Origin of the sequence: Natronoarchaeum sp. GCM10025321 (assembly GCF_042663585.1) — an archaeon.
Classification (GTDB): Archaea; Halobacteriota; Halobacteria; order Halobacteriales; family Natronoarchaeaceae; genus Natranaeroarchaeum.
Genome location: NZ_JBHTAN010000006.1, coordinates 1,328,238 through 1,342,760, shown reverse-complemented (window position 1 = coordinate 1,342,760; position 14,523 = coordinate 1,328,238). Strand labels below are relative to the sequence as shown.

The 14,523-nt window shown below is 62.7% G+C and carries 13 protein-coding genes and 1 other RNA gene; 4 read left to right on the top strand and 10 right to left on the bottom strand.

Annotation, left to right across the window (positions count from 1 at the left end):
- Window positions 1-112 precede the first annotated feature (112 nt).
- Window positions 113-424: signal recognition particle sRNA (gene ffs, locus ACFQL3_RS09540), an RNA gene on the top strand.
- 126 nt (window positions 425-550) lie between these two features.
- Here ffs and ACFQL3_RS09535 read toward each other — a convergent pair.
- The 3 genes from ACFQL3_RS09535 to ACFQL3_RS09525 form a co-directional block, all read right to left on the bottom strand.
- Entirely contained in the window at window positions 551-1,423 is an 873-nt protein-coding gene (locus ACFQL3_RS09535; protein ID WP_377053647.1) for a mechanosensitive ion channel family protein, read from the bottom strand.
- Complete coding sequence (locus ACFQL3_RS09530; RefSeq protein ID WP_377053645.1) at window positions 1,423-1,668, bottom strand: YhbY family RNA-binding protein; 246 nt, start codon at window positions 1,666-1,668, stop codon at window positions 1,423-1,425. The genes ACFQL3_RS09535 and ACFQL3_RS09530 overlap by 1 nt, the downstream gene beginning before the upstream one ends.
- Window positions 1,669-1,777: 109 nt before the next feature.
- Window positions 1,778-2,050, bottom strand: a complete 273-nt coding sequence (locus ACFQL3_RS09525) for a ribonuclease P protein component 4 (RefSeq protein ID WP_377053643.1) — start codon at window positions 2,048-2,050, stop codon at window positions 1,778-1,780.
- Window positions 2,051-2,267: 217 nt separating this feature from the next.
- On the opposite strand from ACFQL3_RS09525, the gene ACFQL3_RS09520 reads away from it, so the two are divergent.
- A complete protein-coding gene (locus ACFQL3_RS09520; RefSeq protein WP_377053641.1) occupies window positions 2,268-2,639 on the top strand; it encodes a DUF7344 domain-containing protein in 372 nt (123 codons plus the stop codon).
- 35 nt (window positions 2,640-2,674) lie between these two features.
- Here the strand turns inward: ACFQL3_RS09520 and ACFQL3_RS09515 are convergent, their stop codons facing one another.
- The 3 genes from ACFQL3_RS09515 to ACFQL3_RS09505 all read right to left on the bottom strand — a co-directional run bounded on the left by ACFQL3_RS09515 (window position 2,675) and on the right by ACFQL3_RS09505 (window position 4,758).
- Window positions 2,675-3,055 carry a hypothetical protein gene (locus ACFQL3_RS09515; RefSeq protein WP_377053639.1) on the bottom strand — a complete coding sequence of 127 codons (381 nt, stop codon included), beginning with the start codon at window positions 3,053-3,055 and terminating at the stop codon, window positions 2,675-2,677.
- Between the two features lie 55 nt (window positions 3,056-3,110).
- Window positions 3,111-3,872, bottom strand: a complete 762-nt coding sequence (locus ACFQL3_RS09510) for a DUF2797 domain-containing protein (RefSeq protein WP_377053637.1) — start codon at window positions 3,870-3,872, stop codon at window positions 3,111-3,113.
- Window positions 3,873-3,975: 103 nt separating this feature from the next.
- Window positions 3,976-4,758, bottom strand: a complete 783-nt coding sequence (locus ACFQL3_RS09505) for an HAD-IIA family hydrolase (RefSeq protein WP_377053635.1) — start codon at window positions 4,756-4,758, stop codon at window positions 3,976-3,978.
- 171 nt (window positions 4,759-4,929) lie between these two features.
- On the opposite strand from ACFQL3_RS09505, the gene ACFQL3_RS09500 reads away from it, so the two are divergent.
- Together ACFQL3_RS09500 and ACFQL3_RS09495 are read left to right on the top strand one after the other, a co-directional pair.
- On the top strand, window positions 4,930-7,641 hold the full coding sequence (locus ACFQL3_RS09500; protein ID WP_377053633.1) for an oligosaccharyl transferase, archaeosortase A system-associated: 2,712 nt from the start codon (window positions 4,930-4,932) through the stop codon (window positions 7,639-7,641).
- A 74-nt stretch (window positions 7,642-7,715) separates the two neighbouring features.
- The gene (locus ACFQL3_RS09495) at window positions 7,716-8,690 is read left to right on the top strand and encodes a DUF368 domain-containing protein (protein ID WP_377053631.1); all 975 of its coding nucleotides are present in this window, start codon (window positions 7,716-7,718) and stop codon (window positions 8,688-8,690) included.
- Window positions 8,691-8,760: 70 nt separating this feature from the next.
- Here the strand turns inward: ACFQL3_RS09495 and ACFQL3_RS09490 are convergent, their stop codons facing one another.
- From ACFQL3_RS09490 to glpA, 4 genes are read right to left on the bottom strand one after another with little or no spacing between them, the layout of a single operon-like run.
- On the bottom strand, window positions 8,761-9,906 hold the full coding sequence (locus tag ACFQL3_RS09490; protein ID WP_377053629.1) for a Cdc6/Cdc18 family protein: 1,146 nt from the start codon (window positions 9,904-9,906) through the stop codon (window positions 8,761-8,763).
- Window positions 9,907-9,934: 28 nt separating this feature from the next.
- Window positions 9,935-11,221, bottom strand: coding sequence for an anaerobic glycerol-3-phosphate dehydrogenase subunit C (locus tag ACFQL3_RS09485; protein WP_377053627.1), 1,287 nt, complete (start codon window positions 11,219-11,221; stop codon window positions 9,935-9,937).
- 36 nt (window positions 11,222-11,257) lie between these two features.
- On the bottom strand, window positions 11,258-12,535 hold the full coding sequence (gene glpB, locus ACFQL3_RS09480) for a glycerol-3-phosphate dehydrogenase subunit GlpB (protein ID WP_377053625.1): 1,278 nt from the start codon (window positions 12,533-12,535) through the stop codon (window positions 11,258-11,260).
- A complete protein-coding gene (gene glpA, locus ACFQL3_RS09475; protein WP_377053623.1) occupies window positions 12,525-14,267 on the bottom strand; it encodes an anaerobic glycerol-3-phosphate dehydrogenase subunit GlpA in 1,743 nt (580 codons plus the stop codon). Before glpA ends, glpB begins: the two co-directional genes overlap by 11 nt.
- Window positions 14,268-14,523 lie beyond the last annotated feature (256 nt).

Below are 14,523 nucleotides of genomic sequence, written 5' to 3'. Positions count from 1 at the left end.
TAATCGCGCTCCTGACGAGTCGTCAGTTTGTCACACTGTCGCATGATCGCCAGACGGAACGCGGTTAGTTCTCGAAAGTCGAAAGGCCCTTAAGAGGTCGAGGGGTAGTGTAAGATGGACTAGGTCGGGCAGTTAGGCCCTGCTCACTACCCGCACTATGGTCTTTAGCGGGGACCGAACCCCGGACGCGTCCGGACAGACCCGTTCGGGCCCTGGAAGCCGACGTGGAAACCTCGTCCCTCGGGGGCCACGGTTCGCGGCGTCCGCCCGCAGGGGCGTCACGTCGCGATTTGCCGGCGGCAGTTCGTCAGGCGCGGAAGCGAGCAGCGAACCGCTGGACGATGGTCGCTCGAGGGGTCGCGGGGCGGAGGAGGCAACCGGGATTCCCCGGACGGGAACGTCGGGCAACCCCGGGCGTCCGTCCATTCATACCGTATTTTACTTCGCCAGCGACGGCCATTGCTCACCAGAGCCTCGTTCAGGCAATAGCGACGCTACTCGTCGAACATCAAGTATTCGAAAACGGTGTGGACGATCCGTCGGAGCGCGGTTACTCTTCGGCTTCGACGGGGGTGGAGTTGCTAAGTTCGAACTCGCCTGCCAGTTCCCGCTGCGGGTAGGGGATGTCGATCCCGACCTCGTCGAAGCGGGCTTTCACGTTGGTGATGAACTCGCCACGGGTCTTGACGTAGTCGGCGCGGCTAGGTTCGGAGATCCAGATCCGCGACTGCAGGCCGACGTCCGAGTCGTTTAGCTCGGTCAATCGGACCGAGGGTGCGGGGTCATCCATGATTCCCGGGTGCTTCTCGGCCTCTTCGACGATGATGTCGGTGGCCTGCTGGATGTCGTCGCCGTAGCCGATTCCGAAGACGAATTTCAGTCGAAGCTTCTCGTTTGCTACGGGGTTTTTGATGACGCCCCCGGTTAGTTCGGAGTTGGGGACAGTCAGCATCTCGTTGTCGAACGTCCGGACGCGCGTGACGCGGAGGCTAATGTCCTCGACGACGCCGGAGTTGCCGTCCCACTCGATCCAGTCGCCGATACGGAACGGCTTGTCGGCGTAGATGAAGACGCCGGAGACGAAGTTACTGATCGTGTCCTGTGTCGCCAGACCGACTGCCAGTGCAAGGGCTGCGGCGATAGTCGCGAGCGACGAGAGGAAACTCCCGAAGCCGGCGAAGCCGAACGCGACGGCCACGGCGACGAACACGATACCGAACGAGACGAGTTTTAACAGCGGTCCCCGTGCGTGAGCATCCAGATCACGTTGCTCCAACGTCCGATCCGCAATCGGAATCACCGTCCGCTGTCCGATCACGTAGATGACGACGAACGCGATTGCGAACAGAACGAGCGACTCGATGCTACCGGCGGTACCAGCTCCCAGTCCAGCATCGACCAGGAGTTGCTGGATCGCTCCCATCAGTGCATCACCGCCGTGTGGCCACGGCTCTGGACCACCTCAGCGTTGACTTGCTCGGCCAGGTCATCGGCCAACTCCTCGGCGGTGGCGTTGCCACGCGCTGCTCGGAGGAACTTCACTTTCACAAGGTTCCGATCGTCTAGTTGGTCTGCCAGTTCGTCGACCACCGGTTCGAGACCGCTCTTGCCTACCCACACAGTCACATCAAGTTCGTGAATCTCTCGCTGTAACGCATCACTAGTCATACAGTATTGTACCGAGCGCCGAGGGTTTTACTCTTTTGGCCTCTCTCCGGTGCTTAGCCGTCCGATCCAACGTGTGTCGAATGGTTGCCTGTCCGGCAGTGTCACGCCGTCAGTAGGGATACCGCGACTGGTGCCCACAGTCGCAGGTGAGGACGACGTGGCCGTCCTGTAACCGAACACGGGCGTTGTTTCCGGGCTGGAGATACGCGTCGCACTCGTCACAGGTGAAGCGTTTGAAGCTTTCCGGCAGTGATCGTCGCTCTCGCTCGGCGATGCGACGGGCAAGCCGGACGTACCGTCGTGCTCTGTCGGGATGGTTGGTCGCGACGGCTTCGGCTGCCAGCTCCTGCAGACGCTCGATACGCTCGTCGGCGATAGTCATTGGAAAGTGGGGGGAGTGGGGGATTCCGGGGCAGTACGGACAAGGAGAGAGGACGTCCAGTATTGCCCCATTGAGTGATGGGAAAGTAGAGGACAAGTATTTTTTGTTTTATCGAGCAGCTATCGGTCGTCCGACGCGCCCGCTTTCGATCAATCGTGATGCTGACGCAGACAGCAAATCACAATACGTATCCCTGAGAACTCGAAAGAAACGGCCAATGACAGAGGACAGCTCACGAACGGGCTCCGAAGCCGCGTCCGACGAATCCGGCTCGGAGCTACCCCAGGACCGCACGTTCGGGCTGCTCTCCACGTCGCGTCGTCGGGAGGCGATCGACCTGCTCCGCGAGCACGACCACGTCGGACTGCCGGACATCGCGGAAGCGGTGACGGTACGCCAACTCGGCAAGGAAATCACCGAGATCTCGCCCGAACAGGTCAAAGACACCTACATGATGCTGTACCACTCCGACATCCCAAAGCTCGTCGACGAGAACGTCATCGTCTACGATCAGGAGCAGGACGTCGTCGCGACGGGCGAGAACTTCTCTGCAGTCGAGGAACTCCTCTCGCGTAGTACTGATAAATAAGAACTATCGCAGCGGCGGTCGAAGCGGTACCGTCGTCAGTCGTCTTCGAGCGCGTCGGCGATCCGCTGAAGTTGTCGCGTCACGTCACGAACTTCGTCACGGAGTTGTCGAACTTCCCGAGTGAGTTCTTCGTTGCCCGCTTCGGACTGGCCACCAGGGCCGCCGGGGCCTGCACCGCCGGGACCCGCGCCGCCGGGGCCGCCGCCCATCATGCCGCCCATCATCTGTGCGAAGGGGTTGCCGCCGCCACCCATCCCGCCGGGGCCACCGCCCATCATCTCTTCCATGCCACCTTCCGGTGGGCCTTCTCCTTCCTCACCCTCGCCTTTCTCGGCGCGTTTTTCGCGGATCTCTTCGACGCGTTCGCGGAACGATTTCTCCTCGTCACCCTCGTCTTGTTGGTCGTCGTCTGCCATGCACGTCAGTTCAGTCGCTGACTGGAAAAGGGTTTTCGTCCACTACCTCCGGCAATCACTCGAAGGCACCGAAACTGGACTGCAGCGTCCGCTCAGTCTCTCCCTGTCGTAGCTCGTATCCCACCAGGTCGCGGAGGTCGACGGCGTAGGTGCTCCCGCCGTTCTCGACGACGAGAAGCCGACCCTTGACGCCGCGCACTTCGCCCGATGCGACCGTCTCCTGGACCGGTCGAGTCCCCGTCTGCACGCCGTGATCGAGGGTCTTCGTCTCGATGGGGTCGTGTCGGTCGAGCACTGCTTGCCAGGCCTCCCCGTCGACCTCTTGGTGGAGGCTGTCGACCTTCGTCGGGATCCGTACCCGGTCGGTGAGCGTCTCGGCGATTTCGGCCTCCAACTCGCGGGCGATCCGCCCGTTCGAGACCGTATGGAGGTGCGCCGCGCGGTCCGCTCCTTGCTCGTAGAGTCGCGTTTCGAGTCGCCACAAGCGCGTCACGCCGACTTTGAACGTTGCTGGGGCGAACGCGGCGAGATAGACGGCGTGCTCCTCGTAGCAGTCCATCTCGTCTTTCAGGCAGGTGCCGGTACAGCGGGCACAGACCCACGTCCGATTGTGGGCCTCACAGTAGGGTCCCGCGGGAGTATCACACTGGACGTGCTCGTCGCCGTCCAGCGTCCCGGCACAGCGCCTGTTTCCGAGGCGGAAATCGAGTTCGACGCTCGGTGCTAGCTCATGACGCTCGACCTGGCCGTCGGTCACGACGAGGAGCGCGCCGCTTTCCTCTGGGCCCGACGCCGTCTCGTACCCTACGACCTGCATCGGCATCGGATACGTGAGCGGTGGATAAATGTGCACTGCTCCGGACAGCCTGCGCGGCCTGGACGCGAGGATAGCCCCGCCCGAAACCGGATACAATAATTGCTCACAGCAACTCCCCGACGTCCGCCAGTGATTCGAGCACGTGATCCGGCGGACTGCTCGCGGCGTCGACGTCGGCCCGATCGGTGATCCCCGAGAGGACGACCGCAGTCGTCATTCCGGCCCGTTCGCCGAGTGCGATATCGGTATCGAGACGGTCACCAACCACCAGTACGTCGTCTGCCGGGACGCCGAGCCTTTCGAGCGCCGCCTCGGCTGCAGTATGCGAGGGCTTGCCAAGGATTCGCTCTGGCTCCCGGTCGGTCACGCCTCCGATCGCGTTCAGGATCGCTCCCGTCCCGGGTTCGGCGCGCGCCGCGGTCGGGATCGTCATATCCGGATCGGTCCCCAGAAACGTCGTCCCCTCGTCTTCCAGCGCCCACATCGCCTCCGTCATCGTCTCGTAATCGAACGACCGATCCATCGACCCGACGACGACGTCCGCCTCGGGCGGCGTCGCGTCGACGTTCAGCCCGCGGTCGCGCAACCCAGCGAGTAGCCCCGGGGACCCGATGACGAACAGGTCGTCGTCGGCGTGTTCGGCGGCGAGATACTCGCCCGTAACCGAGGCCGCCGTGAGCGTTCGCTCCGGATCGACATCGATCCCGTGTGGCGTGAGTCTGTCGACGTACTGCTCGCGTCGCTTCGTCGGGTTGTTCGAGAGAAAGAGGAGGTCGAGTCCGGCGTCCCGAAGTCGTTCGACTCCACCCGCTGCTCCAGGAATCGGTTCGTCACCCAGCACGACTGTTCCGTCGACATCGACGATTGCGGCCCGAAAATCGCTCATAGCCTCGGTTAGGGTGCGTCGATGTTAACTTCCTCGCTCGGCGTGTGAGCGCCGGAGCCGAACGACTTCGAGCACCGCGGCTCTCTCCTGCAGAGACGGAAGCCGTGCTGCATTTCTGACACTGCTTGGAGATAGCAAGGTTTATTCTTCGGTTGGGATTGGTCGTTGACAATGAGTCTCGATATCGATCGATTCGACCTCGAGGGCACGGGGTCGATATCGTCCCTCCTGCAGCGCTGGTATCACGTCCCCGCGCTGGCACTGACGATGCTGTTCATGCTACTGGTCCGCCTGCAACCGTACGGCAAGTTCGTCCAGTCGGATCGGGTGTACTTCAGCGGCAACGACGCGTACTACCACTTCCGCGAGACGATGTACACGGTCTCGAACTACCCTACGACGATGCCGTTCGACCCGTGGACGCAGTTCCCCTTCGGGACGAGTGCGGATCAGTTCGGTAACCTGTTCGACCAACTGATAGCCACCGTCATCCTGGTTGTCGGTCTCGGAAGTCCGACCGAGCGACAGGCCGCTATCGTGCTGGTTCTCGCACCCGCAATCGTCGGCGTGCTCTGTGCAATCCCGACCTACTTCATCGCAAAGCGTCTCTCCGGGCGTCGCGGCGGACTGTTCGCCGCCCTGATCCTCGCGCTCCTCCCCGGTATGTTTCTCTCCCGGAGCGTCGTCGGCTTCACCGACCATCACGTCGCAGAGGTGCTGTTTCAGGCGACGACGATCCTGTTACTCATGGTTGCGCTGACGGTCGCCGAGCGCCAGAAGCCGGTCTACGAACAGTTCCTCGAGCGTGACTGGGCGGGACTTCGCGAGACCCTCACCTGGAGCGGTCTTGCTGGATTCGGACTGGCGCTGTACTTCTGGACCTGGCCGCCGGCGGTCGTCCTCGTCGGGATCCTCGGGGCTTTCTTCGGGATCGCGCTCTGTGTCGAGTATCTGCAGGGGCGTAGCCCGGAACACGTCGCAATCGTCGGCGCGGTGAGTATGAGCGTCGCCGGCGTCCTCGCGCTCGTCGCTATCGACGAGGTCGGCATCACCAGTCCATCGACGCTGTCCTTGCTTCAGCCACTGGCGGCGTTCGCCGTCGCCGCTGGCTGTGTCTTTATGGCGTGGCTCGCACGACAGTGGGACGCTCGCGATATCGACTCGCGTGGCTATCCCATCGCTATCGGTGGACTGGGTCTCGTTGCGATTGTGCTCGTCGCCCTCGCGCTCCCCAGCCTCTTCAATACCATCTGGAGCCAGGTACAGAACCAACTCCTGCTCGGCCAGTCAGATACCGCGCTGACGATTGCCGAGGCCCAACCGACTGCCGAACAGAGCGGGGGTCTCAGTGGGTATCTGGTCGACAACTACGCCTTCACCTACGTCTTTGCGCTGGTCGCGGTCGTCTGGATGGTCTGGCGGCTACGCGACGCGGACCAGTTCCGGTCCGAGCAGCTACTGATCGTCGTCTGGACGGTCTTTCTCACCCTGCTGGCGCTGACCCAGGTCCGGTATCACTACTACCTTGCTGTTGCAGTCGCCGTGCTGAACGGTTGGCTACTGAGTCAGGCGTTCGACATCCTCCAGATCCCGTCGATAGACCGGCTTGAGGAGGTCGAAACGTACCAGGTGATCGCCGTGGCCACCATCTTACTGGTCGTCGTCTTCCCGCTCGCGTCGGGCGTGTTCGGGTTCTCTGCGGTGGCACAGGCGGATGCACAGCAGCCTGGCGCGGTCGAGTACTGGGACGATAGCTTCGACTGGATGGAGGAGTCGACTCCCGAACCGGGCACCTTCGGCGATGCTGACGACGAGATGGCGTACTACGGAGCGTACGACCGAACGGACGACCACGAGTACACCGAGGGAGCCTACGGCGTCATGTCCTGGTGGGACTACGGCCACTGGATAACGGTCGAGGGCGAGCGAATCCCGACGGCGAACCCGTTCCAGCAGGGCACTGGCACCGCCAGCGGCTTCTTCCAGGCCCAGTCCGAGGAACGGGCTGACCTGCTGCTCGACGCACTGCCCGCGTCCGGGCGCCACGACGGCTCCCTCGCCGAGATGGAAAACGACGAACTCCGATCGATCCGCGACGACCGGACCGAGCAGGAAGCCGGTGAGTCGGTGCGGTACGTCACCATCGACGATCAGATGGCTGGTAGCAAGTTCGGAGCGATCACTCAGTGGGCGTCGGCCCCCGACGTAAGCGGCGGGAGCGTTCAGGTCGCGAGCGAGGAGTACTACGACTCGATGCTCGGGTCGCTGTACTACGACGACGCCCAGGGGATGGAAGGCTATCGCCTCGTTCACGAGAGCGAGTCGTTCTCGGTCGTTGGCGTCTTCGAGAGCCCACGGACCGGCCAGTCGATCTGGGCGGAGAACTCCGCTCGGCTAGAGGGCTGGCAACAGGCGTCGCAGTACACCGAGCAGTTAGAAACGCAGGAGAACCGAGCCCTCGTCTCCTCGGTTAAGACCTACGAACGGGTCGATGGAGCGACGATCACCGGCGATGCTGCGGCGGGTGAGGACGTCGTCGTTGCCCTCCCGCTGGAGAGCGATACCGGCCGACCGTTTACCTACGTCCAGTCCGCGGAAGCCGGTGAGAACGGTACCTTCGAGATCACCGTTCCGTACGCGACCGACGACCAGCTCGGGCCCGAGGACGGCTACACTGACAGCGCCGTGACGGCGACCGACGACTACACCGTCCTCGTCGGCGACGAACTCGATGCGGCGGCCGTCTCGTCAGCACCGATCGAAAACGGCGAGATCGATCTGTCGGAACTCGACGCCGATGTCCGTACCACCGGCACGACCGACGTGCCCGAACCCGCTATCTACGACGGCGACGAGCGGACTGTCGACCTCGACGAGAACTGATCGGTCGGCCGTGAGAAACACTGGCTGTCCGATACATTAACCGTTTTAATCTCCTCCCCTGTTGGTACGTGTAGATGAACGACTGGCTCTCGATCTATCTCAAAGGCTTCTGTATGGGTATCGCGGACATGGTTCCCGGCGTCTCTGGCGGAACGATCGCCCTGATTACGGGAATCTACGAACGCCTCGTCACGGCGATCACGACGCTCGATCCACGGTTGATCGGCTACGCGCTCCGTCCCCACGACCCCGAAGCACGGACCGCCTTCTCGGAAGGCGTCGGACGGATGGATATCGGCTTCCTGTTAGCGCTCGGGGCGGGTGTGGGAACGGCTATCCTTGCGGTCTCGCGCATCGTCGGCACTCTCGCGGAGTCCTATCCCGGGACGACTGCGGCGTTTTTCTTCGGGCTGATCGGCGCGTCGGCGGTCGTTCTCGCGGATCAGATTCGGCTTCCTCCCCGACGGCTCGTCCCGATCATGACGGTCGGCATTGCGATTGCGGGAGGCGTCACACTCGTCACTGCGGGCTCTATCTCGCACGCGCTTCCTGTCGTCTTCGTTGCCGGAGTGATCGCTGTCAGCGCGATGGTGCTCCCCGGCGTCTCGGGTGCCTTCTTCCTGCTCGTCCTCGGTCAGTACTACTTCATGTTGGATACACTGAACGGCTTCATCGATGGCCTGCTCTCTCTCTTTTCTAGCGGTACTACGCCCGAACTACTCTCGACTGGACTCGTCGTCGTCACCTTCCTGACCGGCGCAGCCGTCGGCCTCCTCTCTGTCGCACATCTCGTCAAACGTGCGCTCGAACGCCACCGGGCCGAGACACTCGCGTTTCTCGTTGCGCTCATGATCGGCGGGCTACTGCTCCCGGCGCAGCAGGTCGTGGCAAACGTCTCTGTCGTACCGGCAACCCGCTCGCCGACGGTGTTCCTGACCAGCATCCTCGAACCGCTGGGGCCGATCCTGATCGCGGCCGTCCTCGGTGCGGCGGCGGTGTTCGCGCTCGACCGGTACACTGACGACTTGGAGTACGTCGACAGCGCCTGAGCCTCGCTGACGGACTCCTCGAAGAAAGCATCGGATACGTGTTCGGCCAAGCGTTCGGCGTGAGTCAGTGCTACTTCTCCGCTTCGAGGCGCTGGAAAACGAGCGTCGGGAAGCAGGGGATGACCGTCGTGGGCCGCCGGCCGTCCGATCCGCTTCGGTTGACGACGGTTCGTTTGAGGATCCCTTCCTCGGCCAGTTCGTAGAGGAACCGCTGGACGGTGTTCGGCGAGAGATCGGTTCGACGGCCGACGGCCTCCGCGACCTCGCTGATCGTAACGGCTTCAGGACCGACTGAAAGCAGTTCGACGAGCACCTCACGCCGGTTTTCGGGGAGCGCAAGTACGCGCCCGGTCTGTACGCTCTCCTCGGGCACGGCATCGATCCCCGCCGTGATATCCGCCGTAGTGATTCGATCGTTGGCGTTCTTCTGGGCGTGGATCGCGGCACCGAACAGTGCGGCGAGAGCATCGTGTGCGTCGCCGTCAGCCCAGTTCGCCACCTGTCGCGCCAGGCCATGAGAGATAGAACCGCTGGCTAGCCCGTAGGAGGCGCGCTCAGTCAACAGATCGACGAGCGAGTGTGGCCGATATCCCGGGACCTCGACGTGCTGTCCCGTCCAGTCGTCTATCTCCTCATTGGCGATGACGAGCAACCCCACCGAGGACTCGATGGGTTCGACGAGTTCGATCGCTTCGTCGACGGAGAACGCTCCGTCCTCGATGTGGTCGACCGCGATACATACCGGCCTACTCCCACTGATTGCCGACTCCAGTCGGTCTTTGAGTTCGTCCGTTCCGATACCACGGCGGGGGACGGGGTCCGGCGAGACCGTATCCAGGATGGCGTGATAGAACTGGAACGTGCTATCGATCTGGCGGGTGTTGACGTAGGCGAACTGTGCCATCGGAGCGGCCGAACCGGATCGGGTGGTCGTTCCGATCGATCCGTCCGTCTCGGTGAAGCTATCGTTTAGATGCGTAAACATGGCAGTAACGATAGCGGATTTCCCCGCCCCGCTTGGCCCACAGACCGCGATGTCCTCGGGGATCTCCCCCTCGAATACCGGTCCTATTGCGTCCAATAGCTGCTCAAGTATTGCCCCCCGTCCGATCGGTTCCGGGAGGTGGGCGGCCGGATTCAGGGCGTTCTCGTGCGTGATGAGGGACTGGCTCGCAGTCGTCTGCTGACGACGAGCGATCCGTTCGCTCAGATCCATCGGGCGGATCGTATGTGTCTGCTCGTCATTATTCTTCCGAGACGAGCGCGGCTTCGAGTACTTCCAGGGGGTGTTTGATCTCGTAGCCAGTGCCGTGTTCCATCTGCATCGCGCAGGTCGGGCACTCCGTCATGCCGACGTCGCCCTCGGCGTGTTCCATGTGCTCGAACATCTCCTCGCCGATCTCCATCGACGTCTCGTAGTGCTCGGTCTTCCAGCCGTAGGTGCCGGAGATGCCCGAACAGGAGTCGCCGACGTCCTCCGCAGTGACGCCGTCGACGTTCTCGATGAGTTCCAGGGCCTGTCCGTCAAGCCCCTGATTCCGCGAGTGACATGGCGCGTGGTAGGCCAGATCCGGGAAATCGACCTCCGAACCCTGGAGCTCTCCCTCGAGATCCTCGTAGATCCGAAGATACTCCAGTGCGTCGTAGGTGTGGTTCGAGACGTCCTCGATGCCGTCGATGTCGAACAGTTCCGGGTACTCCTGGCGCAGTGCCAGGGAGCAGGACGTACAGGAGGCGATGATGTCCGCGCCGTCCTCGATGGCCGCAGCCAGATTCTCGACGTTGGTTTCGGCGTGTCGTCGCGCGTCGGAGAGCATCCCGTTGGCGAACATGGGCGTCCCGGAGCATCCCTGGTCGGGGATCATGATCTCGTAGCCCAGTTCCTCGTAGACGTGCACGAGCGCCTTCCCGACTTCCGGGGTGTTGTAGTTCGAGTAACAGCCGTGGAAGTACGCGACCCGCTTGTCCGGGTTCTGTACCTGTGCGCCGCCGCGGTCGTTCCACCACTCCCGGAACGTCGTCGTCGCGAACTCGGGGAACTCCCGCTCGCTGGGGATACCCATCACCTTCTCCATCCCCCAGCGGACGGGGCCGAAGTTCATGACGAACGACGCCGTTCTGGGGAAGAGGCTCGCCAAATAGGCCGAGGTCCGGTAGTTCGCCAGAACCCGGTTTCGGATGTACTCTACCGAAAGCTTCTCCATCTGGTTGTCCACGTACTCGCCTCGTGCCGTGTTGTGCATCTGACTCAGCGGCACTTCGGACGGACAGGCGTTGTCACACCGGAGACAGTTCGAACACTCCATGATGGAGTCGTCGATGTCGGCGTCCTCCTTGCGTTTGAGACGCCACTGCTCCGGACCCTGGAACTTCGGGCCGGGGAAGTCATCGTCGACCTCTGCGACCGGGCAGTTCGTATCGCAGATCGAGCACTTGTAACAGTCGTCGGAGCCCGGTCGGAGATCCATTCCGTCCGTTTCCGCAAACACGTTTACCGGTTCGAAATCGTCTGGTTGCTGGGAATCACTCATGGGAACTCACCTCGTCGCCGCATTCGTACGTCTCGTTCATACTCGTTCACCTGCCGTTTCGCCGGCGGCATAGCCGGTCGCCAGCGAGACGCCGGAGCCGGATTTTTCCGAGGGGAAGTCGTAGCCGCCGAGAATACTGCCCGCCGCCCGCAGGTTCTCGAACTCGGGTTCGTCGTTCGCGTCCAGCGGTCGTAGTTCCGTATCGACGGGAACGCCGAAGCGAGCGAACTCGTGGTCGTCGAACGCGCCGTCCTCGAACCAGTCGTACCGGTCCGCTGGGTGTGGAACGTGACAGTCGAACACCGGTTCGTAGACGCCTTCCCGGTCAGAATCGATACCTTTGCCGACCAGTCCGCCTGTCGCCAGGATGTACTCATCGGCTTTGTAGGGGACTTTGCGGCCCGAGTGATCGCTGACGACGCGGTCGACGTGGCCGCCGTCCGGTTCGACGTCGACGATCGGATTGCCAGTCGATACACGGACGCCGACCTCGTGAAGATACTCATACAACCGATCCTCCAGTCGGAGGCCGGGCAGACTCGGCGGGCCCATCGGTACCTCGAAGACGGCCGCGCCCAGTCGGTTCGCCAACTCCTCGCGGATATCGGCGGGGTGGTCGTCCCCCAGCACTGCGGGGAACCCGACGCGTTCGTGATCCCCGATATGATCTTTCACTCGCTCGGCGAGTGCCGTTCGGGCCGGTACGTCCGTTCCGTCGACCGTGAGGTCGTCGTTCCGGTCCAGCAGATGGGCAAAGCGTGTAACTTTGGCGTCGTCGCGCAGTCCGCCAGGGAACTCGATCGTTACGCCCTCTGTCTCGTAGGGGACGCCGGTCGCGGCCAGATGCTCGGCGGCGACCGGGGCGTCGAACTCGATCATGGAGTCGAACCCGACGAAAAGCGTGTCTCCGCCGGCGCTCGCCACCCCAGACGCCGCGCTCTCGGGGTAGCGTGCGGTCGGCTTGATCGCCCCGCCGTGGGTCGGGACGAGCGCGTTCTTGTCGGTGTGGCCGCCCGTGTACGCGTCGCCCGCGGCGTCGTCGAACATGTCCAGTCCGGCGCGGACGGCATCGACGCCGACCCGCTCGTAGGGGTGGCCCTCCGGGAGTTCCTCGATTGCGTCGAACGGATCGACGACCGGCCCATCGCCGTCGGGCGTATAGCCGAGGATGTCGATGAGGCCGCTGGCCTGTCGCATCGTGCTCTGTTTGTGTGAGACGAGTCGGACTCGTGCGCCCTGTTCGTGTGCGCCGACTGCGGCCGCAATGCCGGCGAGACCGCCGCCGACTACCAGCACGTCGTCTTCAATCGCCATCGTGGCCTCCATCGGTCGCGACGGCGCTATCGCCACCTTCGGCTCCCTCGACTGCGTCGGTCGGACGTCCGGCGTCGAACGCGCCGAAGTCGACCTCCTGATCGAGTCGTGCGGGATCCGAGTCGGCGTTGAGCGTCGTCGCGTGGAGCGCGTAGTTCAACATGGCCTGTGAGAGCTGTTCGCCCCACAGGGCGTGTACTTCGCCTTTCCAGCGCTCCTGGAACAGTTCGTCGTACGCCTCTCTGGCGATCTCCTCCTCGTACTCGGGGTGGAGAACGTCCGCCATCGCACGGGAGCAAAAGCCACCCTGGCAGTTACCCATCGACGCACGCGTGCGGATGCGAACCGCGTTGAGGTCGGTGCCGGCCTGACTGACTGCGTCTTTGATTTCGGCGCGGGTGACGCCCTCACACTGGCAGATAACCGGATTCGCTTCGTCCACATCGAGAACCTCGTCGGCGCGGTTGCCGAGACGTTGTTTACTTCGTCGGGCGATTGGCGAGCGTAGCCCGAAGCGATCCATCGCGTCGTTGAGGACGGTTTCGTCCTTGCTACCGGGGAGCGGGACGTCGGCGGTCCGGCACTCGGCGTCGATGCCGAGACGCTCGGAGACGTGATCGGAAATCGTCTCGGCCATCATCCGGTAGGTCGTGAACTTGCCGCCGACGATCGAGGTCATTCCCGGCAGATCGTCGCGGTCGTCGTGGTCCAGCAGGAAGAACTGGCGCGTGATGTCGGTCGGGTCGGAGGTTCCAGTATCCGGTGGCTCGTACAGCGGACGGACGCCCCAGAACGAGCGTATCGTCCGCGCCTCGTCGAGGATCGGTACCAGTTGTTTGAGTTCGTCGATCATCCGGTCGACCTCCCACTGCTCCTCGGGATAGTCCTCGGGGTCGTCGACCTCCTCGTCGGTCGTGCCGAGGATAGCGGTCGTCTCGTGGGGGACGACGATGTCGGCGTCGCCTTTGGGCTGACACCGATTGACAACGGTGTCGACCTGCCGACAGTTCATCACGACCATCACGCCTTTCGAGGGTCGTACTTCGACCTCGACGCCCGCCATCTCGCCGATCCGTCCGGCCCACGCACCGGTGGCGTTGACCACGTGGTCGGCGTAGATTTTCTCCGTTTGCCCGGCCTTCCCGTGCTCGCGCTTGCCCTGGCCGGTCTCGTGCTCGACCTCGACGCCGACGACCTCACCATCCTCGATGAGGACGTCGGTGACGGGGGCGTGCGTTTCGACGCGTCCACCGTGGTTTTCCGTGCTGACAGCGTTCGCAACACAGAGGCGGAACGGGTCGATGGCTCCGTCAGGCACCTTGATCGCGCGCTTGATGTCTTTGGCCAGATACGGTTCGATCTCTCTGGCCTCCTCGGGCGAGAGCACTTCCGCGGGGATGTCACACTCGCGACACCCCTCTAGCTTCTTCTGGAAGTATTCGTCCGTGTCCTCGGGTCGCTGAACGAACAACCCACCAGTCATCTCCACGCAGTGGCTTGCGATGTCTCGAAGGACCCTGTTCTCCTGAATGCACTCTTTGGCGCTCTCCTGATCGGAGACGGCGTATCGCCCGCCGCTATGGAGCAGACCGTGCATCCGTCCTGTCGTCCCGTGGGTGAGGTTCCCCTGCTCGACGAGGGTGACGTCGGCACCCCGCATCGCGAGGTCACGCGCGATGCCGGTGCCGGTCGACCCGCCGCCGATGACGAGGACCCCGGTACTGGATTCCATCTGTCTTCTGAATGCTCGTACTGTGCTTACTTTACTTTACCGCTGTTTACGAGAAGATGATAAAGAACCTCCGAACGACCGGGGATTTCCAATTTCATGTAACTTAATATATATAATTGCCCCGCTTTAGGGGGTGTTTGTGCCGTTGAGTGGAAACATTTATAATGAATGTACTTGTTGTTTACCGATATCACGGCGCTACGAGTAAACAGCCGTGTAAGGACATCGTATACGACCAACTCTGGACGCAAACCAA

What these genes read in the sequence shown, in the direction of transcription:
- ACFQL3_RS09535 (WP_377053647.1), bottom strand. Translation starts at nt 1,423, where the DNA reads ATGGGAGCGATCCAGCAACTCCTGGTCGATGCTGGACTGGGAGCTGGT.
- ACFQL3_RS09530 (WP_377053645.1), bottom strand. Translation starts at nt 1,668, where the DNA reads ATGACTAGTGATGCGTTACAGCGAGAGATTCACGAACTTGATGTGACT.
- ACFQL3_RS09525 (WP_377053643.1), bottom strand. Translation starts at nt 2,050, where the DNA reads ATGACTATCGCCGACGAGCGTATCGAGCGTCTGCAGGAGCTGGCAGCC.
- ACFQL3_RS09520 (WP_377053641.1), top strand. Translation starts at nt 2,268, where the DNA reads ATGACAGAGGACAGCTCACGAACGGGCTCCGAAGCCGCGTCCGACGAA.
- ACFQL3_RS09515 (WP_377053639.1), bottom strand. Translation starts at nt 3,055, where the DNA reads ATGGCAGACGACGACCAACAAGACGAGGGTGACGAGGAGAAATCGTTC.
- ACFQL3_RS09510 (WP_377053637.1), bottom strand. Translation starts at nt 3,872, where the DNA reads ATGCAGGTCGTAGGGTACGAGACGGCGTCGGGCCCAGAGGAAAGCGGC.
- ACFQL3_RS09505 (WP_377053635.1), bottom strand. Translation starts at nt 4,758, where the DNA reads ATGAGCGATTTTCGGGCCGCAATCGTCGATGTCGACGGAACAGTCGTG.
- ACFQL3_RS09500 (WP_377053633.1), top strand. Translation starts at nt 4,930, where the DNA reads ATGAGTCTCGATATCGATCGATTCGACCTCGAGGGCACGGGGTCGATA.
- ACFQL3_RS09495 (WP_377053631.1), top strand. Translation starts at nt 7,716, where the DNA reads ATGAACGACTGGCTCTCGATCTATCTCAAAGGCTTCTGTATGGGTATC.
- ACFQL3_RS09490 (WP_377053629.1), bottom strand. Translation starts at nt 9,906, where the DNA reads ATGGATCTGAGCGAACGGATCGCTCGTCGTCAGCAGACGACTGCGAGC.
- ACFQL3_RS09485 (WP_377053627.1), bottom strand. Translation starts at nt 11,221, where the DNA reads ATGAGTGATTCCCAGCAACCAGACGATTTCGAACCGGTAAACGTGTTT.
- glpB (WP_377053625.1), bottom strand. Translation starts at nt 12,535, where the DNA reads ATGGCGATTGAAGACGACGTGCTGGTAGTCGGCGGCGGTCTCGCCGGC.
- glpA (WP_377053623.1), bottom strand. Translation starts at nt 14,267, where the DNA reads ATGGAATCCAGTACCGGGGTCCTCGTCATCGGCGGCGGGTCGACCGGC.